19 protein-coding genes are annotated in these 21414 nt (G+C 67.8%); 10 read left to right on the plus strand and 9 right to left on the minus strand.

Translation table 11 applies throughout. The annotated features are described in order from the left end of the window. The first annotated feature begins 25 nt into the window (after nucleotides 1-25). Nucleotides 26-2980 carry an excinuclease ABC subunit UvrA gene (uvrA, locus tag BM360_RS12325; protein ID WP_093315015.1) on the plus strand — a complete coding sequence of 985 codons (2955 nt, stop codon included), beginning with the start codon at nucleotides 26-28 and terminating at the stop codon, nucleotides 2978-2980. Between the two features lie 99 nt (nucleotides 2981-3079). Here uvrA and BM360_RS12330 read toward each other — a convergent pair whose 3' ends face one another. Beyond that, nucleotides 3080-4936: an NACHT domain-containing protein gene (locus tag BM360_RS12330; protein WP_093315017.1), complete on the minus strand. Its 1857-nt coding sequence runs from the start codon at nucleotides 4934-4936 to the stop codon at nucleotides 3080-3082. A gap of 226 nt (nucleotides 4937-5162) precedes the next feature. Between BM360_RS12330 and BM360_RS12335 the strand changes: the two genes are divergently transcribed. The 5 genes from BM360_RS12335 to BM360_RS12355 all read left to right on the plus strand — a co-directional run bounded on the left by BM360_RS12335 (nucleotide 5163) and on the right by BM360_RS12355 (nucleotide 7744). Next, nucleotides 5163-5360 (plus strand): hypothetical protein, encoded by a 198-nt coding sequence (locus BM360_RS12335; RefSeq protein ID WP_093315019.1) that lies wholly within the window; start codon nucleotides 5163-5165, stop codon nucleotides 5358-5360. Continuing rightward, nucleotides 5357-6169, plus strand: coding sequence for a hypothetical protein (locus tag BM360_RS12340; RefSeq protein ID WP_093315021.1), 813 nt, complete (start codon nucleotides 5357-5359; stop codon nucleotides 6167-6169). Before BM360_RS12335 ends, BM360_RS12340 begins: the two co-directional genes overlap by 4 nt. Nucleotides 6170-6283: 114 nt before the next feature. Beyond that, entirely contained in the window at nucleotides 6284-6709 is a 426-nt protein-coding gene (locus tag BM360_RS12345) for an OsmC family protein (protein WP_093315023.1), read from the plus strand. Nucleotides 6710-6752: 43 nt separating this feature from the next. After that, on the plus strand, nucleotides 6753-7154 hold the full coding sequence (locus BM360_RS12350) for a cupredoxin domain-containing protein (protein WP_093315025.1): 402 nt from the start codon (nucleotides 6753-6755) through the stop codon (nucleotides 7152-7154). 8 nt (nucleotides 7155-7162) lie between these two features. Beyond that, nucleotides 7163-7744: an SOS response-associated peptidase family protein gene (locus tag BM360_RS12355; RefSeq protein ID WP_093315027.1), complete on the plus strand. Its 582-nt coding sequence runs from the start codon at nucleotides 7163-7165 to the stop codon at nucleotides 7742-7744. Nucleotides 7745-7748: 4 nt separating this feature from the next. Here the strand turns inward: BM360_RS12355 and argF are convergent, their stop codons facing one another. From argF to BM360_RS12375, 4 genes are all read right to left on the minus strand, one after another. Further along, a complete protein-coding gene (argF, locus tag BM360_RS12360) occupies nucleotides 7749-8678 on the minus strand; it encodes an ornithine carbamoyltransferase (protein ID WP_093315029.1) in 930 nt (309 codons plus the stop codon). Then, entirely contained in the window at nucleotides 8675-9865 is a 1191-nt protein-coding gene (locus BM360_RS12365; protein ID WP_093315031.1) for an aspartate aminotransferase family protein, read from the minus strand. Before BM360_RS12365 ends, argF begins: the two co-directional genes overlap by 4 nt. A 114-nt stretch (nucleotides 9866-9979) precedes the next feature. Then, the gene (locus BM360_RS12370; RefSeq protein ID WP_131819266.1) at nucleotides 9980-10438 is read right to left on the minus strand and encodes a hypothetical protein; all 459 of its coding nucleotides are present in this window, start codon (nucleotides 10436-10438) and stop codon (nucleotides 9980-9982) included. Between the two features lie 38 nt (nucleotides 10439-10476). Next, nucleotides 10477-11304, minus strand: a complete 828-nt coding sequence (locus BM360_RS12375; protein WP_093315035.1) for an ABC transporter permease — start codon at nucleotides 11302-11304, stop codon at nucleotides 10477-10479. 47 nt (nucleotides 11305-11351) lie between these two features. Here BM360_RS12375 and BM360_RS12380 point away from each other — a divergent pair, with 47 nt between their 5' ends. Further along, nucleotides 11352-12020: a GcrA family cell cycle regulator gene (locus tag BM360_RS12380; protein WP_093315037.1), complete on the plus strand. Its 669-nt coding sequence runs from the start codon at nucleotides 11352-11354 to the stop codon at nucleotides 12018-12020. A 219-nt stretch (nucleotides 12021-12239) separates the two neighbouring features. On the opposite strand, the gene BM360_RS12385 is transcribed toward BM360_RS12380, so the two are convergent. Genes BM360_RS12385 through BM360_RS12400 form a run of 4 tightly spaced genes read right to left on the minus strand, consistent with a single transcriptional unit; the run spans nucleotide 12240 to nucleotide 18466 of the window. Further along, nucleotides 12240-14249: a tetratricopeptide repeat protein gene (locus BM360_RS12385; protein WP_093315039.1), complete on the minus strand. Its 2010-nt coding sequence runs from the start codon at nucleotides 14247-14249 to the stop codon at nucleotides 12240-12242. Continuing rightward, nucleotides 14236-15594 carry a PEP-CTERM-box response regulator transcription factor gene (gene prsR, locus BM360_RS12390; protein WP_093315041.1) on the minus strand — a complete coding sequence of 453 codons (1359 nt, stop codon included), beginning with the start codon at nucleotides 15592-15594 and terminating at the stop codon, nucleotides 14236-14238. Before prsR ends, BM360_RS12385 begins: the two co-directional genes overlap by 14 nt. Beyond that, complete coding sequence (gene prsK / locus BM360_RS12395) at nucleotides 15591-17081, minus strand: XrtA/PEP-CTERM system histidine kinase PrsK (protein WP_093315043.1); 1491 nt, start codon at nucleotides 17079-17081, stop codon at nucleotides 15591-15593. The genes prsR and prsK overlap by 4 nt, the downstream gene beginning before the upstream one ends. Next, nucleotides 17078-18466: a TIGR03013 family XrtA/PEP-CTERM system glycosyltransferase gene (locus tag BM360_RS12400; RefSeq protein WP_093315045.1), complete on the minus strand. Its 1389-nt coding sequence runs from the start codon at nucleotides 18464-18466 to the stop codon at nucleotides 17078-17080. Before BM360_RS12400 ends, prsK begins: the two co-directional genes overlap by 4 nt. Nucleotides 18467-18642: 176 nt before the next feature. Here BM360_RS12400 and BM360_RS12405 point away from each other — a divergent pair, with 176 nt between their 5' ends. The 3 genes from BM360_RS12405 to BM360_RS12415 are packed head-to-tail and all read left to right on the plus strand — an operon-like array spanning nucleotide 18643 to nucleotide 21355. Beyond that, nucleotides 18643-19725 (plus strand): mannose-1-phosphate guanylyltransferase/mannose-6-phosphate isomerase, encoded by a 1083-nt coding sequence (locus tag BM360_RS12405; protein WP_093315047.1) that lies wholly within the window; start codon nucleotides 18643-18645, stop codon nucleotides 19723-19725. Further along, nucleotides 19722-20483 (plus strand): histidine phosphatase family protein, encoded by a 762-nt coding sequence (locus BM360_RS12410; protein ID WP_093315049.1) that lies wholly within the window; start codon nucleotides 19722-19724, stop codon nucleotides 20481-20483. The genes BM360_RS12405 and BM360_RS12410 overlap by 4 nt, the downstream gene beginning before the upstream one ends. Then, nucleotides 20480-21355 carry an NAD(P)H-hydrate dehydratase gene (locus BM360_RS12415; protein ID WP_093315052.1) on the plus strand — a complete coding sequence of 292 codons (876 nt, stop codon included), beginning with the start codon at nucleotides 20480-20482 and terminating at the stop codon, nucleotides 21353-21355. The genes BM360_RS12410 and BM360_RS12415 overlap by 4 nt, the downstream gene beginning before the upstream one ends. Nucleotides 21356-21414 lie beyond the last annotated feature (59 nt).

Here is a 21414-nt window from a genome sequence, read left to right on the forward strand (position 1 = left end):
CCCGGAACGGACCTAGAACACGCGCATGGCCCTTACCCACATCTCCGTCCGCGGCGCGCGGGAGCATAATCTCAAGGACGTGTCGCTCGATCTGCCGCGCGACAAGCTCGTCGTCATCACGGGGCTGTCGGGCTCGGGCAAGTCGAGCCTCGCCTTCGACACCATCTATGCCGAGGGCCAGCGCCGCTATGTCGAATCACTGTCGGCCTATGCGCGCCAGTTTCTCGAGCTGATGCAGAAGCCCGACGTCGATCATATCGAGGGCCTCTCGCCCGCCATCTCGATCGAGCAGAAGACGACCAGTCGCAACCCGCGCTCGACGGTCGCCACCGTCACCGAGATCTACGATTACATGCGCCTGCTGTGGGCGCGCACCGGCGTGCCCTATTCGCCCGTCACCGGGCTGCCGATCAGCGCGCAGACCGTCAGCCAGATGGTCGACCGGGTGAAGGCGCTGCCCGACGGCACCCGCCTGCTGCTCCTCGCCCCCGTCGTCCGCGGCCGCAAGGGCGAGTACAGGAAGGAGCTGGCCGAGTGGCAGAAGGCCGGCTTCGGCCGCGTCCGCATCGACGGCGAGATTTACGAGATCGAGGACGCCCCCGCGCTCGACAAGAAGTACAAGCATGACATCGAGGTCGTCGTCGACCGCCTCGTCATCCGTCCGGACAGCGAGACGACGCGCCTCGCGCAGAGCTTCGAGACCGCGCTGAAGCTGGCCGATGGCCTCGCTTATGTCGACATCCTCGGCGAGGCCGCGCCGACGGCGGACATCAAGAAGGGCATCAAGGCGCTCGCCCTGCCCGCGGGCGTGGCGGAGCGGATCACCTTTTCCGAGAAGTTCGCCTGCCCCGAATCCGGCTTCACCATCGCCGAGATCGAGCCGCGGCTGTTCAGCTTCAACGCGCCGCAGGGCGCCTGCCCGGCGTGCGACGGCCTCGGCGAGAAATTACTGTTCGATCCCGCGCTCGTCGTCCCCAACGAGACGCTCAGCATCAAGAAGGGCGCGGTCGTGCCCTGGGCCAAGTCCAACCCGCCCTCGCCTTATTACATGCAGGTGCTGGGCAGCCTCGCGCGCCATTTCGGCTTCGAGCTGGACACGGCCTGGCGCGATCTGCCCGCGGCGACGCAGGACGCCATCCTCCACGGCACGAAGGGCGTGCCCGTCACGCTCCGCTTCATCGACGGCAAGAAGAGCTACGAGGTGAAGAAGCCGTTCGAGGGCGTCATCGGCAATCTCGAGCGCCGCATGGCGCAGACGGAGAGCGCGTGGATGAAGGAGGAGCTGGCCAAATACCAGTCCTCCGCCCCGTGCGAGACGTGCCACGGCGCCCGCCTCAAGCCCGAGGCGCTGGCGGTGAAGCTGGCGGGCGAGGACATCTCGCTCTCCACCCGCCGCCCGGTGGGCGAGGCGCTCGCCTTCTTCCGCGCGCTCCCTGAGCGGCTGAACCCGCAGCAGAGCCAGATCGCCACGCCCATCCTGAAGGAGATCGTCGAGCGGCTGGGCTTCCTCGACAATGTCGGCCTCGATTACCTCAACCTCGATCGCACCTCCGGCACGCTATCCGGCGGCGAGAGCCAGCGCATCCGCCTCGCCTCGCAGATCGGCTCGGGCCTGTCGGGCGTCCTCTACGTGCTGGACGAGCCGTCCATCGGCCTCCACCAGCGCGACAATGACCGGCTGATCGTCACCCTGAAACGGCTCCGCGATCTCGGCAACACGGTGATCGTCGTCGAGCATGACGAGGACGCCATCCGCACCGCCGATCACGTCGTCGACATGGGGCCGGGCGCAGGCGTACATGGCGGGCAGGTCATCGCGGAAGGCACGCTCGCCGACATCCTCGCCAACGAGAACAGCCTGACCGGCGACTATCTCGCCGGCCGCCGCATGGTGCCGCTGCCCAAGCAACGCCGCACCGGCAATGGCCGCCAGCTCACCGTCCGCGGCGCCACCGCCAACAATCTGAAGGGCGCCACCGCCTCCATCCCGCTCGGCACCTTCACCTGCATCACCGGCGTGTCGGGCTCGGGCAAATCCTCCTTCACCATCGACACGCTCTATGCCGGCGCCGCACGCGCGCTCAACGGCGCGCGGATGACGTGCGGGCCGTGCGAGGGGATTGACGGCCTCCAGCATCTCGACAAGGTGATCGACATCGATCAGTCGCCGATCGGCCGCACCCCCCGCTCCAACCCCGCCACCTATACCGGCGCCTTCACCCAGATCCGCGACTGGTTCGCCGGGCTGCCGGAATCGCAGGCTCGCGGCTACAAGCCCGGCCGCTTCTCGTTCAACGTCAAGGGCGGGCGGTGCGAGGCGTGCCAGGGCGACGGCGTGCTCAAGATCGAGATGCACTTCCTGCCCGACGTCTACGTCACCTGCGATGTCTGCCACGGCCACCGCTACAATCGCGAGACGCTGGAGGTGAAGTTCAAGGACAAGTCGATCGCCGACGTGCTCGACATGACGGTCGAGGATGCGGTCGAGTTCTTCAAGGCCGTGCCGCCGATCCGCGACAAGATGGCGATGCTGGCGGAAGTGGGCCTCGGCTACGTCAAGGTCGGCCAGCAGGCGACGACGCTCTCCGGCGGCGAGGCGCAGCGCGTCAAGCTCGCCAAGGAACTCAGCCGTAGAGCCACCGGCAACACGCTGTACATCCTCGACGAGCCGACCACGGGCCTCCACTTCGAGGATGTCCGCAAGCTCCTTGAAGTCCTCCATGCCTTGGTCGAGCAGGGCAACACCGTCGTCGTGATCGAACACAATCTGGAGGTCATCAAGACCGCCGACTGGGTGATCGATCTCGGCCCCGAAGGCGGCACTGGCGGCGGCGAGATCGTCGTCGCGGGCGTCCCCGAGACGGTTGCGGCGTGCCCGGCGAGCTATACGGGGCGCTATCTGGGGCCGCTGCTGAAGGGTGCGGCGCCGGTCGAGGCTGTGGCGGAGAAGCCGAAGGGGCGGAAGCGGAAGGCGGCTTAGTCAGGATGAAATTGAGTGCCAAGAGTACGATCTTAAGAAGCTAAAGCGGCATGATTATGACCCGAGAGTTAGTTAAATCATGCCGACCCGAAAGATAGGTTAGCTCGGACGAGTGAACATATTGCCGATGTGCTTCGCAAAGTGGTCCGTTCTGTCGAAACGCATTTCTATTTCACTTCGGGCTTCCAACAAAGATTTTCTAAAAAGCGATATCATATTTGGAAGCGAAGTTTCCATAATCCACTCTGCGTTTAGTTTCGAAGTATATAGCGTGCATTGATCCTCGCCACTTTCCTCTACAGCTTCAGCAAACGCCTTTTTGACGCCGTTTACGCCCTCCGCCGGAAGCAATGGCGCGCTCAAGAAGCTTAGGATTGCGCCGACACCTTCTTGGCTGAGCACGCGGTCAAGTGCCACAAGAGAAGGAACTAATCCCTTCTTATCATGAGCTATAGCTAGACACTCACCAGTCTGTATCGATAAATCAATTGAAGGAGTCAGATCCTTTATGAATTCTACCACTTGGCTTGGTTCACTCGCGTCAACCAGATTTGTTCTGGATATGTATTCTTCTATCTTGGGCAATGCCCATCTTCTAAGCACGTCTTCGCCTGACATCTGGCAAAGCATCAAAAATGCATTATCAACCAACCTCAACACTAAACCATCTACAAGATTCTTGTATTCGGCGCCGGTGTATTGCATAAGAAATCTTGCGCAGAAGTATTCTTGAAACGACCTATGGACGAAGGAGACAAAGAGACCATCTTCTTGCAACAGCGACGTTGACTTAATACAATCTTTGATAAAACTATCTGCTTTTACGTTGACCCGGCACTGCTCAATTGAGGTCCGCATCAAAGACATTAAGTCAGCGGTTTCGAAGCTTAACTTCTGCGTCGCGTAGGTTTGGAAGCAGAACGTACGGAATACCTGCTCAAATTCATCGATGTCCAGATCTGTGTAGTGCTCTCGTACGTACACCCCTTTAGACGAGTCATGCTTGTAGAATAGTGATTCATACACTTGGCTATAAAACAAGCTTAGCTTAGATGGCACACTTACTGAGAAGTCGAATGTGATTAGCATTATAGTTGCAAGAAGCGGATTAGATAAAAAGCTTTTATGCTCCTCATACAGACCATCTTCTAAGGCAATAATAAAGCCTTTCTTCTTCACTTCATCGAACCCAATATTTTGAATGACGCGTTTGATTTGATCCAAGGACATACTATCGACGTGAATCGTTGTTAGGCCGGTTGCGCTTTCTAATTTCCGATCAGGACGAGTAGAGCAGATCAGGCTTGAGTGGGGAAACCGGCGCTGAAAATCGGATACCTCCGCGAGGACTCCATCTCGATACTTAAGTGGCACCTCGTCCAGTCCATCGATCAGCACTGCAAACATGCCTTGCACCAGCCCGACCCGAAACTGTTCGAAATTAGCGTTTGAACCATCGGAGCTGGTTTTCTTAAAAATCATCTGATCGAACGGAAGCGACAGAGTGGCGCCATCGATTTCCCTAGCTTCAACGAACAGAGGGATCTTCTGGGTGTTTGGGAGCGCCTCAATCATCCTAAGCGCCGCCCATTTCATGAACATTGACTTGCCACAACCTGCAAGCCCTGACACAACAAAGGACGAAGATTCAAACAGCATTTTTTGGAGGACATCTTGGTCCTTTAACGACAACTCACCTCCAGATGAAAATAAGAGATTTACGTACTGGCTATCAATTGAAACAGGAACATCCCTCTGTATTAGAGTCTTTATCTTCGCACACCTCCTCATAGTGACGCTTACATGATCTTGAAATATGTTCGTGTACGTAGCGACGAACTTGTTGTACTTATCCTTGCCCACGGTCTTGAGAAGGCTCATAGCCGAGGGCGCTGTAGCAGTTCCAAGCTCAATCGCCGCCGCTATCGCATCCATGCTTTCTGCATCCTTTGCCATGCTACTCTAACTGCCGCGTTGATTGGCATTCTTCTGTATGACTAGTGATAGCAAACAGTGGCAAGGCAAAAGGGCGGGTGGCGTCTGGGTCGCCTTCTGATAGCCTAATCTGCAGAGTTAAAGCGGAGGCGCCTCGACGTCCCAAACGGAACAGCGTCCCACAAATTCCTTTTCCAACACTCCCACATTGTGCCAAATGGGTTAGCTCCAACCCTAAGGAGCAACCATGCGCGACCAACGACCCTTCTACGCCCGGCGTGCCACCCAGTCCGAAATCGAGCACAGGCTCGAATGGGAGCGCCTCCTCGACGCAGGGCTGATCGGCAACCGTATCCCGCCCACCCCCGAGCAGCTCGCCAGGCTCGCGCACAATGACGCGATCTTCCGCGCCCGCGCCGCCCGCCACCGGGAGGCGCTGCGGTGAGCCGGCGGGAGGATCTCCCCGAATATGACGAGGCCGACGAGCTTCGCGCCCACGAACATGCGCTCGATCCGGCGCATCCGGGCGTGCTCGATCCCGATCCGCCCGGCTGGCGGCAGGGGGAGCCGCATCCCGCGCACGGCCCCGCCCACCTGCTGCCGCGCGATGCCGACGGGCGCATCCCCATCTATTATTACTGCTCGCCCGAGGAGATCGTCCGCGGCCAGTTCACGCCGCCCAATCTGAAGAAGGAACGGCGCACGCGGCAGGACGGCTTCTCGCCCGAGCGGCAGCGTTATTTCATCGAGATGCTCGCCGCCACCGCCAGCGTCGGCGCCGCGGCCGCCGTCACCGGCATCTCGCGCAACTGCGCCTATCGCCTGCGCAACGCGCCGCACGCCCACGCCTTCCGCGCCGCGTGGGATGCGGCGCTGCGCGTCTCGGTCGGCGTGCTGGCGGATACCGCGTTCGAGCGCGCGGTGGAGGGCGTCGAGGAGCCGATCGTGTGGCGGGGCGAGACGATGGGCTATCGCCGCCGCTACGACAATCGCCTAATCATGTTCCTGCTGCGCGTGCGCGATCCTGCCGCCTATGCGCCGCTGGCGGAGCTTGGCCAGTGGCAGCAGGTCCGCCCGGTCGAGAATGCGTCGGAAACGCTCGACGCCGCGCTCGCCCGGCTCGACGGGGCGGAGCCCGATCCGGTCGCGCCGGAGATGGATTTGCTCCGCTCGTCCTACCGCCCGGCGGAGGCGCCGGCGCTCGCCGCGGCGCCGGATCGGCCCGCTCTGCCCGTGTCGGAAAAGGGCGTCTGAGTGTCACCTTTGTCAACTTAAGGCGAGGCGGGCGGCGGCGGCGGCGGGCGGCGCAACCGCGGCGGCGGGGCAGACGTTACGCGGGCGACCTGTTTTCCCAAGGGAGCCCGCCCCATGACCACCCGCACCGCCACCGCCCGCTATTCCGGCTTCGGCAAGGCCGGCAAAGGCCAGCTGACCAGCCAGTCCGGCGTGCTCGATGCCACGCCCTACAGCTTCAACACCCGCTTCGGCGACGAGAAAGGCACCAATCCGGAGGAGCTGATCGCCGCCTCCCACGCCGGCTGCTTCACCATGGCCCTGTCCTTCGCGCTGGCGGGCGCCGGCTATGAAGAGGGCACGCTGGAGACCAAGGCCGCGGTCAAGCTCGAACAGGACGGCGCCGGCTTCAAGGTCACCCGCTCGGATCTGACGCTCAATGCCCACGTCCCCGGCATCGATCCCGACCGCTTCCGCGACCTCGCCTTCGAGGCCAAGGAGAATTGCCCCATCTCCAAGCTCCTCAATGCCGAGGTGACGCTCAGCCACACGCTCACCTGAGCCTGTCGCGCCGACCTGTCCCTGCCTCTGCCGGAGCCCCACGATGAAAGCCGCTTTCGCCCTCCTCGCCCTCGCCGCCGCCACCCCGACGCTCGCCGCCCCCTCGCCCAACTTCAACCGCGGCACGCCCATCGCGGTCACCGTCACCAACGATCGCTTCATCCCCGACCGCATCAACCTGCGCCGCGGCCGCGCCTATGCGATCACCATCCGCAACGCCTCCGACCGGCGCCACAACTTCTCCGCGCCCGACTTCTTCGGCCTCGCCCGCGTCGCTCCGCGCGACGGGCGGCTGGTCAGCGACAACAAGGTCGATCTGCGCCCCGGCCAGCGCGCCACCATCCGCATCATCGCGCCCGACACGCCCAACGCCGTCTATCGCTTCCGCAGCACCAACCTGCTCGACGCGGCCGAGAAGCTGAAGGGCAATATCTACGTCCGCTGAGCCGGCCGATGTGCAACGAGGCCCGCCGCCAGGTCGCGCTGGGCGACATCCGCACCGATTGGGGGCAGACGCGCATCCCGCTCGTCTTCCCCGAGGGCCTGCCCAACCTCGCCGCCACCGACAGCGTCCGCATCACCGACCAGACGCCGATCATCCGCGCCGCCCCCGACGGCGCGGAGCTTGCGGTGCGGCGCTGGAGCTGGCCCGGCCCCTCGGGCAAGCCCGTCTACAATTACCGCTCCGAGCGCCGTGACCTGCGCCACGGCCGCTGCCTGATCCCAGTCGACGGCTTCTACGAGTTCACCGACCCCGCGGACCCGGCCAAGAAGCGCAAGGACAAGTGGCTGTTCACCTGGCCGCCGCACCGCTGGTTCTGCATCGCCGGCCTGTGGCGCCGTGACGATGCGGTGGGCGAGGCCTTCACCATGCTGACGACCGAGCCGGGGCCGGACATCGCCCCCTATCATGGCCGCCAGGTCGTACTGCTCGGCCCCGAGCAATGGGGATCGTGGCTCGACGACACGATCCCCTCGCAACGCCTGATCGCCCCCCTGCCCGCCGGCACGCTGGCGGTCGAGCAGGTCGGCTAGGCGCTTATCCCAGCAGGCCGAAGCACCACAGCAGCACCGACTTCTGCGCGTGCAGCCGGTTTTCCGCCTCGTCCCAGATGAGCGAGCGCGGCCCGTCGATCACGGCATCCTCCACCTCCTCGCCGCGGTGCGCGGGCAGGCAGTGGAGGAAGCGAGCATTCGGGCCGGCGGCGTCCATCAGCGTCTCGGTGACCTGATAGGGCTGCATCGCGGCGAGTTTCGCGTCGGAATCCGCCTGCCCCATCGAGATCCACGTATCGGTGACGACCACGTCAGCACCCGCCACCGCCTCCTCGGCCGATCGCGTCAGCATCAGATCGGCCCCGCGCCCCTGCGCCGCGGCGATCACCTCCGCTGCGCAGTCATAGCCCTCCGGCGTCGCCACCGCGACGGGGAAGCGCATCAGGCTGCCCGCCTCGACGATCGAGTGGGCGACATTGTTGCCATCGCCCAGCCACGCCCACTTCGTCCCCGCCAGCTTGCCCGTCGCGTCGAGCACGGTCAGCATGTCCGCCATCACTTGGCAGGGATGGCTGTGGTCGGTCAGCCCGTTGATGACGGGCACGCTGGCATGATCCGCCATCGCCACCGCCTTGGCATGATCGTCGGTGCGCAGCATGATCGCATCGACATAGCGCGAGAGCACGCGCGCCGTGTCCGCGATCGGCTCGCCCCGGCCGAGCTGCATCGAACCCGCATCCATGACGATGGTGGTGCCGCCCAGCTGGCGCATCGCCATGTCGAACGAAACGCGGGTGCGCGTCGAGTTCTTCTCGAAGATCATCGCCAGCGTGCGGCCCGCCAGTGGCGCGTCGGGATCGACCGCGCCCTTCGGCAGGGTGGCACGCGCGGCCTTGCGGTCGAGCGCGTCCGCCAGCATCGCCGCGATCGCATCCGCGCCGGCGTCGGCGAGGTCGAGGAAGCGCCGCGTCATGCCGCAGCCGGGAGCTGGAAGCTCCGCGCCCCGGCCGACAGCCGCTCGATGCATTCGGCGATATGGCTGTCCTCGATGTTGAGCGGCGGCAGGATACGGACGACATTGTCGCCCGCCGCCACCGTCAGCAGCCCATGCTCGTCGCGCAGGTGAGCGACGAAGGCACGGCTGTCGCCCTTCAGCTTGAGGCCGAGCATCAGCCCTTCGCCACGCACGCTGTCGAACAGGTGATCGTGGTTGGGGATGAGCTGCTCGAGGCTCGCGCGCAGCCGCTCGCCCGTCTGGCGGACCTGCTCGAGGAAGCCGGGCGCGAGCAGCACGTCCAGCATCGCATTGCCCGCCGCCATCGCCAGCGGATTGCCGCCATAGGTGGAGCCATGCGTGCCGATCACCATGCCCTTCGCCGCCTCCTCGGTGGCGAGGCAGGCGCCGAGCGGAAAGCCGCCGCCGATCCCCTTGGCGGACGCAACGATGTCCGGCGTCACGCCATACAGCTCGTGCGCGAAGAGATAGCCGGTTCGCGCCATGCCGCACTGCACCTCGTCGAGGATCAGCAACAGCCCGCGCTCATCGGCGATGCGGCGCAGCCCTTGGAGGAAGTCGCGCGTGGCGGGGAGGATGCCGCCCTCGCCCTGGACCGGCTCCACCAGGAAGCCCGCGGTCGTCTCGTCCACCGCCGCTTCCGCCCCCTCAAGGTCGTTGAACGCAACCACCTCGAAGCCTGGCAGCAGCGGCTCGAACCCGTCGCGCATCTTCGGCTGGTTGGTCGCGGAGATGGTACCCAGCGTTCGCCCGTGGAAGGCATTGCCGAAGCTGACGATCTTGTGCCGCTCGGGATTGCCGTTCGCGAAATGATAGCGGCGCGCGGTCTTGATCGCGCACTCCACCGCCTCCGCGCCCGAATTGGTGAAGAACACGGTGTCGGCGAAGGTCGCATCGACCAGCCGCTGCGCCAGCGCCTCGCCCTGCGGGCTACCGTACAGGTTGGAGACGTGCATCAGCGTCGCCGCCTGTTGCTGGATCGCCTGCACCAGATGCGGGTGGCCGTGGCCAAGCGCATTCACCGCAATGCCGGAGGCGAAATCCAGATAGCGTTCCCCTCGCTCGCCGATCAGCCACGCGCCCTCGCCGCGCACCGGCCGAACCCCGCACCGGGGATAGACGGGCATCAGCGGGGTGATCGGCATCGGACTTACTCCAGTCGGGAAAAAGGTCGGTGACAACTCCAGAAACGCGAAAAGGCGGCCCATTCCGGCCGCCTTCATGCGAGATCATGCTGTAACGGAGCGCAGGCCCTTACGTCAACTCAGCCGCTGCGCCAGCGTCTTGCCGCCCTGATAGGCAAGACCGGCCGTGACGGCATAGACGAGGTGGTGCCCGACATCGATCGCCGCATCCTGCACGCCCCACTCGCTCGGCTTGCCGGACAGGTCGAGCGCCTGGAGGATCGCCGCACCGGTGCCCTGCGCCATTGCGAGGAAGGCGAGCGTGCGCGCCGGCTCGGGCACGCGGTCCAGCGCGGCGAGCCCGGCGCCGAGCGCCGTGCCATAGGCAAAGTGCGTCGCGTTGCTCAGGCGCGCCTCGTCAGGCTTTGACGGCTCGATCCCGGTCACCGTCTCCACCGCCTTGGCCGGCGTCGTCGACGGTGGGCGATCGGTCAGCGCCATTTCGAGCTTCTGGCCGAGCGTCATGACGACGGTGCCGACAAGCCCGGCGGCAAGGCCGAGCGCGAGTTTCTGCGGGGTGCTGAGATCGGACATGGCAGCGACAGCGCACCGCCCGCGGCGATGTTCCCGGATCAGGCCTTCAGCCGCCATCCCTTTGCGAGTGCCACGTAGCACCAGATGCCGAGCACCAGATTGACGCCGACCAGCACCAGCGTGCCCGTCAGAAGGTTCGAATCGCTGGTGCCGATGAAGCCGTAGCGGAAGCCCGAAATGGCGTAGAAGAACGGGTTGGCGTGGCTGATGTCGCGGAAGACGGGCGTCAACCGCTCGACCGAATAGAAGGTGCCCGACAGCAGCAGCAGCGGCTGGACGACGAAGTTGGTGATCGCCGCCGACTGGTCGAACTTCTCCGCCCAGATCGAGCTCAGCACGCCGATGAACGAGACGAGCAGCGAGCCGAGCAGCCCGAACCACACCACCGCCCACAGATGCAGCGGCACCGCCTGCACGTCAGGGAAAAAGGCGATCGCCGCCCAGATGGCCAGACCCACCAGCACCGCGCGCGTGATCGCCGCGCCGACCAGCCCGAACAGCATCTCGCCCACCGAAATGGGCGGCATCAGATAGTCGACGATGGTGCCGTTCATCTTGCCCGCCAGCAGCGAGAAGGAGGAATTGGCAAAGGCGCTGCCCATCATGCCCGTCGCCACGATCAGTCCGGGTGCCACGAAATTGGCGAAGGGATGCCCCATCACGGTGCGCCCGCCGCCGCCCAGCGCCACGACGAACACCACCAGATAGAGCAGGGTATTGATCGCCGGCGCCCAGATCGTCTGGAGGTGGACCTTGAAGAAGCGGCGCACCTCCTTCACATAGAGGGCCTTCATCCCACTCCAGTTGACGATCGGGATCACCGGTTCGCCGGGGGTGGGCAGCGTGAATTGATCGGGTCCGGGCATGGCCGCCGCCTATCGGCCGCTGCCCGCACCCGCAAGGAGTTAAGACGATGGCGTGGACGGACGAGCGGATCGAGCTGCTCCGCAAGCTCTGGGAACAGGGCATGACGGCGAGCCAGATCGCCGACGAGCTGGGCGATGTCAGCCGCAATGCGGTGATCGGCAAGGCGCACCGCCTGGGCCTGCAGGCGCGTCCCTCCCCCGTTCGCCCGCACGAGGCGGCGGCGGAGCCCGTCGTTGTCGCCGCCGCGCCGGAGCCGGTGGCCGAGCCTGTCGCCATGGTCGAGGAACCCGTCGCGCCCGAGCCCGAGCCGGTCGAGGTGGAAGAGCCCGTCGTCGCGCCCGTGCAGGCCGCGCCCGTCGCCCCGCCGCCCCCGCCGCAGCCCATGGTCCGCTCGATCGGGCCCGGCGGCTTCGTCCGCTCAGGGCCTGGCGAGCAGCAGCCGCCGTCCACGCCTGCGCCGCCCCGCCGGCTGGTGCCGGCCAAGCCGTCGGCAGAGATTGCCGGCAAGACCTCGCTGCTCGAACTCAGCGACAAGATCTGCAAGTGGCCGCTCGGCCATCCGGGTGAGCCCGACTTCCACTTCTGCGGCACGCCGGTGAACCCGGGCTTCCCTTATTGCCTCGAGCATTGCTCGGTGGCCTATCAGGCGCAGCTTCCCCGCCGCGACCGCCGCCCGCCGCCGCCGCTTCCCTATGGCGGCCCGCGCGTCCGCTGAGGATTGAGGGGAGAAGCGGAGTTCCGCCCGCTTCCCTTTCGCTCGTCATTCCCGCGAAGGCGGGAATCCACTGCACGGGGCGCCCGACCGTTGAAGACGACGGGCAGGCGTCACTCCCTGTCTGCAACCGTGTGCACGAGGCGCAACCGCCCGGTGGATCCCGGAACAAGTCCGGGATGACGAGAAGAGAGGCTTGATCGGGCCTCCGCGCCCACCTTCCTACAACCGGCCCAACAACGCCCTCGCCGCGCCCGCCTGCCCGAAGCCCGGCAGGCTAAGCGCCGCCTGCGCCGCCGCCCGCGCCTCCTTGCGGCGGCCCTCCGCCGCATAGGCCAGCGCAAGCCGCCAGTGCGGCCATGGATCGCGCGGCGCCTGCGCGCTGCCCTGCCGCATCAGCGCGATGCCGCGCGCGCGGTCCTTGCCCGAGGCGTGGAGCAGCCAGCCATAGCCCGTCGCCACCGCGGCATTGGCCGGCGCCAGCCGGTAGGCCTGCGCGCCCAGCGCGAGCGCCTCGTCCCGCCGGCCGAGCTCCCAATAGGCCCAGGCGAGATTGCCGGTGACGATCGCGTCGCGTGGCCCGATACGGCTGCGCAGCCGCTCCAGCAGCGGGGCCGCCTCCGCCCAATGGCCTGCCGCCAGCAGCAGGTCGGCGCGCAGCAGATGGCCGGCAAGGCTGCGGGGGTTCTGCTGGAGATAGAGGCCGAGCGCCCGCTGCGCGCCCGGCCCGTCGCCGGCCCGGCGCAGCGCATCGATCAGGCGCAGCGCGACGGGTTCGCTGAACTGGATGTCCGCCGCGGTCCGGTAACTGCCCGCCGCCTCGCGATATCGGCCAAGCGCGGCAAGCGCGTCGCCCACCAGCAGGTGCGTTGCGGGCACGCCGGGATCGGCATCGCGCAGCATCGTCGCTTCGGCAAGGGCCTCGGTGCCCCTTTCGCCGCGCAACAGCGCACGGACGAGCGCGATCCGCGCGCCCGCCCCGCCGCGCGCCGCCGCCCCGCGCAGCGTCGCCAGTCGCTCGGGCGTCAGCGCCTCGCGGCCAAGATCCGCACCACGATCCGCCGGCATCGCCGCCCGGTCGAGATAGGCGGCGGCGCGCGCGCGATCCCCCGTCCGCTCCAGCGCGCGACCGATCAGCGTAAGCGTGTAGCTGTCCGCCCGCGGATCGTCCGCCACGGGCGCCAGCGTCTCGATCACCGCCGCCGCATCGCCCGTATTCCAGGCAGCGGCAGCGAGCACGCGGCGCGCCTTGAGGTTGTCTGGCTGCATCGCCACCAGTCGCCGCAGCTTGGCGATGGCCTGTTCGGGATTGCCCGACTGCAGGGAGACGATGCCGTCCAGCAGCATCACGGAAGGCCGCTCCGCCACGCCGTCACCCGCTTTGTCGAGCAGAGTGCGTGCCAGCACCCAGCGCTTTGCCCGCGCCGCCAGCACCGCCTGCAGGTAGAAGGCGTCGCCATTGCGCGGATCGATGCGGATCACCGCGCGCGTCGTCGCCAGCATCGCGCGCATCTGGCCGAGGTCGCCCTCCGTCGCCGCACGCGCGATCAGCGCGTCGATGTTGCGGGGATCGACCTCCAGCGCGCGCTCGAACCAGGGGAGCGCCGCACGCAGGCCGTATTGCGTCCGCGCCGCCTCCCCCTTGGCGATCAGCGCGGCCACGTTGCGCGGGCCCAGCGCCACCGCCCGGTCCGCCGCGGCGATGCTGCCGCGCAGATCGCCCGTCGCGCGGCGGAAGGTGGCGGTGTCGACCCACGCCTCGGGATCGTTCGGATCGCGTGCACGCGCCTCGTCATAGGCGGCATCCGCGCCGGCCAGATCGCCCTGCGCCGCCAGCGCCCGCCCCCGCATCCGCGCGGCATAGCCGCGGAAGCGTGGCGCGACGCCCTCCGGAAAGGCAGCATCCAGCGCGCGCGCCGGCCGCCCTTCCAGCAGCAGCGCATGCGCGCGCAGGTGATTGGTCAGCGCGCGCGGCAGGCCCGCCGCCTCGGCACGGTCCAGCTCCGCCTCCGCCCCGATGCCGTCGCCGAGCGAGAGGCGCACGCGCGCGGCGAGGATGCGCGTCCACGGATCAGCCGGGTTCGCCGCGATCGCCGCCTCCGCCAGCGGCATCGCGTCGGCCGGGCGGCCCGCCTTCCACATGTTGTAGGCCGGGTAGAGTTCAGCCGGATAAGCGGCGGCAGGGGCTGCGAGCGTCAGCATCAGCAGCGCCGCCGCGTCAGCCCAGCGCATGGGCCTTCATCAGGTCGTAGAGCGTCGGCCGGCTGATCCCGAGCAGACGGGCAGCGGCCGAGACGTTGCCTTCCGCCCGCGTCAGCGCCGATTGCACGGCGCGCCGGTCCGCTGCGTCGCGCACCTCGCGCAGGTTGAGCGGGTCGGTGCCGGCCGGGTCGGCCAGTTCGAGATCCGCAGCGGTGATCGCACGCCCATCCGCCATGATGATGGCGCGCTTCACCCGGTTCTCCAGCTCGCGCACGTTGCCGGGCCAGGTCCACGCCTCGATCGCCGCGGCCGCATCGGGCGCCAGCGCCGTCACCGCCGGGTTCAGCACCGGCGCCAGCCGCGCGAGGAAGTGGCGCGCCAGCAACACCGCATCGCCGCTCCGCTCCGCGAGCGACGGCAGGCGCACCACGATCTCGGCGAGGCGATACCACAGATCCTCTCGGAAGCTGCCCTCGGCCACCATCGCGGCCACGTCGCGGTGCGTCGCCGCGACGATCCGCGTATCGACGGATATGGCACGGCGTCCGCCGATCCGCTCGATCACCCGCTCCTGCAGGAAACGCAGCAGCTTGACCTGGAGCGGCAGCGGCACGTCGCCAATCTCGTCGAGGAACAGGGTGCCGCCATGCGCCAGCTCGATCTTGCCTTCGGTCGCCTTGACCGCGCCGGTGAAGGCGCCCTTCTCATGGCCGAACAGCTCGGCCTCCAGCAGCGTGTCGGGGATCGCGGCACAGTTGATCGCGACGAAGGACTTGCCCGAACGCCGGCTGGCCGCGTGCAACCGCCGGGCCAGCACCTCCTTCCCCGTGCCGCTGGCGCCCAGCAGCAGGACGGAAACGTCCGCCGGCGCCACCCGCTCGATCGTCCGCGCCACCTTCAGCATTTCGGGTGCTGCGGTGACGAGGTCGCCCGCCAGCGGCACCGCCGCCGCGGCGTCCGCCAGCCGCCGGTTCTCCGCTTCCAGCGCATGGACGTGGAAGGCGCGCGCGACGATCAGCCCCAGCGCGTCGATATCGATCGGCTTCTGGTAGAAATCCCACGCACCCGCATCGATGGCGCGCAGCGCGCTCGCCCGCTCGCCATGGCCGGAGGCGACGATCACCTTGGTGTCAGGCTTCAGCCGCAGGATCTCGCCCAGCACCGCAAAGCCTTCAGTCACGCCGTCGGGATCGGGCGGCAGGCCGAGGTCGAGCGTGACCACATCGGGCGCCTCGGCGCGGAGTGCCGTGATCGCCGCCTCGCGGTCGGGCGCCACCGTCACCTCGTAATCATCATACGCCCAGCGAAGCTGACGGGCGAGGCCGGCATCGTCCTCCACCACCAGCAGGCGGCGCTTGGTTGCAGCCTCGCTCATCGTGCCGCCGCCAGCGCGGGCTGGCGCGCCTCGCCGTCCAGCTCGGCAGAGGGGAGCAGCACGGTGAAGCGGGTGCCGCGGCCCGGCGCGCTCTCCACCTCCAGCCGCCCGCCCATCGCCCGGATCAGCGCGCGCACCTCGTAAGCGCCGATGCCGAAGCCCGCCGGCTTGGTCGAGGCAAAGGGGCGGAACAGGCGGTGCGCGACGAACTCGGCATCCATGCCGCAGCCGCGATCCGCGATGATCACCGCCGCCGCATCGCCGCGCCGCTCGGTCGCGACGATCACGGGCACCCCCGCCGGGCTCGCCTCGATCGCATTCTGGATCAGATGCTCCAACGCCTGCTCCAGCCGCCGCACGTCGCCGAGCGCGCCGAGGCACGGATCGGCGGCAACCTCGATCGGGTGCTGCGCCCGCTTGGCCAGCGCCGCCGCACACGCTGCGCGGCCGAGCGAGAAAGCGCGCCGCTCCTCCGCCCGCGGCCGGTGATGCTGGTCTAGCCGCGCCAGCATGTCGTTCAGCCGCGTCGCCGATCCGTTCAGCGTCTCGATCATGTCGGCGCGGAAGGCGGGATTGTCGGCATGTCGCTCGGCATTGCGCGCGAGCAAGGCGAGCTGGCTGACGAGGTTCTTCACGTCATGCATGATGAAGGCGAAGCGGCGGTTGAACTCGTCGAAGCGGCGCGCCTCGGCCAGCGCCTCCTGCACCCGCGCCTCGGCCAGATGCCCGGCCGCCTGCTGCCCGGCGAGCCGCAGCAGGTCGAAATCCTCCCAGTCGAGCGCCCGGTCGATCACCGGCCGGTGGAGCAGCAGCAGCCCTTCCAGCCGGTCGCCATGCAGCAGCGGCACGCCCGCCCACAGCGCCTCCTCCGCCAGCATCCACTCGGGAACCAGGACATATTCCTCCGGCCACTCCCCGGCACGCAGCCGGTCGAAGGCGAGCACGCGGCCGGTCGCCCGCAGGTGGTCGGCCAGGGGCAGTCCGGCGCCCGCGGCCAGTGCATCGGGCCAGCGCCACTCGGTCGCGATGCGCAATTCTCCCTCCTCGCGCGCGACGAGCAGCAGCGCGGCGGGGGATCCGACGATATCGGCGATCGCCTGCGCCACGCGTGTGCCGAGCGGCGCGGCATCCGCCCCCGTCCGCCCCAGCGCAGCGACGAAGCGCAGCCATTCCTCGCGATAGTCGTAACGGTGCGCGAACAGATGCTTGGCCAGCATCACCTTGGCCAGCGCGCGTGTGCGGCTGGAGGGCAGCAGCGCGATCACCGCCGCGCTGATCGCGCAGACGATCGACACGGCAACAGTCCGCAGCACGTCGTCGGGCAGGCGCGGCAGCCATGAGCCGAGCAGGATCATCGCCACCAGCGATCCGGCAAAGGCCAGCAGCACGAGCGACTGGAGCAGCGCGTGCCGGCTCAGCCGCACCCGCCCCGGCCGCTGCCCCCGCGCCTCGACCAGCGAGGGGCTCCAGCGCGCCGCCCCGCTCATCGCGCGCCGGAAGGAAACAACAGCACCCGCGCGGTCTGGATCAGGATCAGCAGATCGAGGAAGGGCGTGTAGTTCTTCGCGTAATAAAGGTCATATTCCAGCTTGTGCCGGGCATCCTCCAGGCTCGCGCCATAGGGATAGTTGATCTGCGCCCAGCCGGTGATGCCGGGCTTCACCATATGCCGCTCGGCGTAGAAGCGTAGCTTCTGCTCCAGATCCTCGACGAACTGGCGCCGCTCGGGGCGGGGCCCGACGAAGCTCATCTCGCCCTTCAGCACGGTCCACAGCTGCGGCAGCTCGTCCACCCGGATCTTGCGGATGATGCGGCCGACGCGGGTGATGCGCGGATCGTCCTTCTCCGCCCACACCGCCTGGCCGCCCACCTCGGCGTCGGTGCGCATCGAGCGGAGCTTCAGGATGGTGAACTCCTGCCCGTAGAGCCCGACGCGGCGCTGCGCGTAGAAGGCCGGCCCGCGGCTCTCCAGCTTCACCGCGATGGCGCCGAGCAGGATGATCGGCCAGGCGAGGCACAGGCCGATGCAGCTGGCGACGAGATCGAACAAGCGCTTCGACGCGCTCGACAGGCGCCGCCCCGCGGTGAACCCGTCGGAGAAGATTAGCCAGCTCGGATTGACGCTGTCCAGGTCGACGCGCCCCGTCTGCCGCTCGAGAAAGGTCGACAGCTCGTTGACGTGGACGCCCGTCGTCTTGATCCGCAGCAGATCCTGCAGCGGCAAGGCGTTGCGGCGCTCGTCCAGTGCCAGCACCACCTCGGATACGTTCAGGTTGACGACGTGATCGGACAGGCTCTCGATCGCATCGCGGTTGATCGCGGAGGAGATGCGCTGCGGCCCCTCGTTCATGCCAACGAAGCCGGCGATCAGGAATCCGCGTCCCGGCTGCTTCGCCAGCTCGCGCACCCGCTCCGCCCGGCGGCCCGCGCCCAGCACCAGGATGCGCGTCTTGAACGCCTGCACGCCGACCAGACCGCCGAACACGCTGCGGATCGCCATCATCGACAGGAACGCGATCCCGATGGCGTAGAGCGAGTTGGATCGCCACAGCGTCAGCTCGGGCATCAGGAAGAACATGACCGAGACGAAGATCGTGCCGAGCGAGATGGCGACGATCAGCCGCGCCGCGGCGAAGCGCACGGAATTGACCGCGTCCGCGCCGTAGACGCCGACGCCGATCATCGCGATCTGGATGGCCAGTGCGAAGCTCAGGATCTGCGGCACGCGATTGGTGATCGCGCCGGGATCGTTGCCGATCTGCGCGTTGCGAATCAGCCAGCCCGCCTCGGCCGACACCAGCAGCAGCAGGAAATCCAGCAGGCCGAGCATCAGCACCGCGTGCGGCACATAATGTTTGAACAGCCTGACCACGCGTCTATCCCCGGCACCTGTAAACTAATCCGACGCTTGGCGCCCTAGCGCAGAATGGCAAAGAAAAACTGAACCGCGCTGCCCGGCTTGCAACCTTCCCGTCGTGATATCGATTACACTGCCGTAACGGCGCACTTGCGCCGGGGGCAAAGCCGCACAGGGGATTGAGACGCCGCATGGGCGAGACGAGCAGGATCACGCCGGTCATCCTTTCGGGTGGATCGGGCACGCGGCTGTGGCCGCTCTCGCGCACCGCCCGGCCTAAGCAGCTGTTGAGCCTCACCGCGGCGGAAACGATGCTTCAGCTCACCGCGCAGCGCACGGCCGACGTGCAGGCGTTCGATCCGCCGATCGTCGTCGCCAGCGCTGCACATGCCGACGAGATCGAGGCGCAGCTTGCCGCCGTCGGCACGCCCGCCGCCGCGCTGATCCTCGAGCCCGTCGCCCGCAACACCGCGCCGGCGATCGCGCTCGCCGCGCTCGCGCTGCCGGGCGACGCACAGATGCTGGTGATGCCCAGCGATCATGTCATCGCCGATGTCGCCGCCTTCCGCGATGCCGTCGCCGTCGCGCGTTCGCTGGTCGATCGCGGCTGGCTCGCCACCTTCGGCATCACGCCCGATGCCCCGGAAACGGGCTATGGCTATATCTGCACGGGCGAGGCGCTGATGCCCGGCGTCCACAAGGTCGAGCGCTTCGTCGAGAAGCCCGATCGCGCGACGGCCGAACATTATCTCAGCACCGGCGCCTATAACTGGAACGGCGGCATCTTCCTGTTCCGCGCCGATGCCTTTCTCGCCGCGCTCGACGCGCACGCCCCCGGCATCACCGCGGCCGCGCGCGCCGCGCACGAGGCCGCCCGGCGCGAGGGCACGCGGCTCTATCCCGACGCGGATGCCTTTGCCGCTTCGCCGTCCGATTCGATCGACTATGCGGTGATGGAGAAAGCGGACAAGGTCGCCGTCGTGCCGGTCGAGATGGGCTGGTCCGACGTCGGCAGCTGGGATGCGCTCCACGCCCTCGCCGCCCGCGACGACCGGGACAATGCCGCTCATGGCGAGGTGCTGGCGATCGACACGCGCAACTGCCTGATCCGCAGCGATGGCCCGCTCGTCGCCGCGGTCGGCGTGCAGGATCTGATCGTGATCGCGACGGGCGATGCCGTGCTGATCCTGCCGCGCGGCTCCAGCCAGGAGGTCAAGCGCGCGGTCGAGGCACTGAAGGCACAAGGCCACGTGTCGCTGGATCAGGTGGCGTGAGCGCGTCGCGCTGGCCCTCGCACCTGTGGCTGGTCCGCCACGGGCAGAGCGCCGGCAATGTCGCGCGCGACGCCGCCCATGCCGAAGGGCTGGCGCGCATCCCGCTCGACAGTCGCGATGTCGACGTGCCCCTGTCCCCGTTGGGCGAGCGGCAGGCCGATGCGCTCGGCCGCTGGTTCGCCGGCGCGGAGGAGCGGCCGGAGGTGATGCTCGCCTCGCCTTACGTCCGCGCGATGAACACCGCGCGACTGTTTCGCGCGGCCGGCGGCTGCGACCCGGATGAGCCGATCTGCTGCGACGAGCGGCTGCGCGAAAAGGAGTTCGGCATCCTCGATGGCCTGACCACCGCGGGGATCCACGAAACGCTGCCCGACCAGGCCGAATTCCGCCGCCTGCTCGGCAAATTTTATCACCGCCCGCCGGGTGGCGAGAGCTGGTGCGACGTGATCCTGCGGCTGCGCTCGGTGCTCGACACCGTGTCGCTCCATTATGCCGGCCGCCGCGTGATGATCGTCGCGCATCAGGTCGTCGTCCTGTGCCTGCGCTACATCATCGAAAATCTGGACGAGGCGCAGATCCTCGCAATCGATCGCGAAGGCGATGTCGCCAATTGCTCGATCACCGAATATCGCTTCGATCCCTCCTCGGGGCGCGACGGCAATCTCGTCCTCACCCGCTACAACGTCACCGCGCCGGTCGAGGCGGCGGACGTGCCGGTGACGGACGAACCCGAGCCGCCCGTCGCGGTGCGCGGATGACCCCGCTCGACCGCGCCTGGCTCGACTCCAACCCCCTGCCCGACTGCGACTCGGCGACCGACAAGAACAGCCGCGGGCGCGTGCTGCTGGCCGGCGGATCGGCGCTCTGCCCCGGCGCGCTGCGGCTGACGGCCGAGGCGGCGCTGCGTGCGGGCGCGGGCAAGGTGCGCGCCGGCACGATCGATCAGGCGGCGATCGGCCTCGGCCTGCTGCTCCCCGAATGTGCCGTGCTGGCGCTGCCCGCGGACGAAGATGGCGAACTGGCCGAGGCGGCGGCGGAGCCGCTCCGCGCCGGGCTCGGCCGCTGCGACGTGCTGGCGCTCGGCCCGGGCATGGGCAGCCGCGATGCGGCGGGGCGGCTGGTGCGCGCGCTGCTCGCCGATCCGCCCGAGGGCCCTGCGCTGCTGCTCGATGCCGCCGCCATCTCCTGCCTCGGCGAGTGCGGCGGCACGCTCGATCGCTGGCACGGCCGCATCGTGCTGACGCCGCATTTCGGCGAGATGGCGGCGCTGACCGGCGAGGATGAGGACGCCATCGGCGCCGATCCCGCGCGCCACGCCTGCGAGGCGGCGGCGCGGCTGGGCGCGGTGGTCGTGCTCAAGTCCGCCCGGACGGTGATCGCGGCGCCGGATGGCGAGACGCTGCACTATGAAGGCGGCGGCTCGGGCCTCGCGACAGGCGGTTCGGGCGATGTGCTGGCGGGCGTGATCGCCGGCCTGCTCGCCCGCGGTGCGGCGCCGCTGCTGGCAGCGGCCTGGGGCGTGTGGCTGCACGGCGAGGCGGGCCGCCGCGTCTCCGCCCGGCTCGGCCCCATCGGCCTGCTCGCGCGTGAGCTGCCGGGCGAGGTGCCGACGCTCATGGCCGGGCGATAGGGCCCGCCCTACAAGGGCCCGTCCATGTCGGAAACGGGCCTCTGAGTGTCAACTTCGTC

The organism is Sphingomonas jatrophae (genome assembly GCF_900113315.1).
In the GTDB taxonomy this organism is placed as follows: domain Bacteria; phylum Pseudomonadota; class Alphaproteobacteria; order Sphingomonadales; family Sphingomonadaceae; genus Sphingomonas_P; species Sphingomonas_P jatrophae.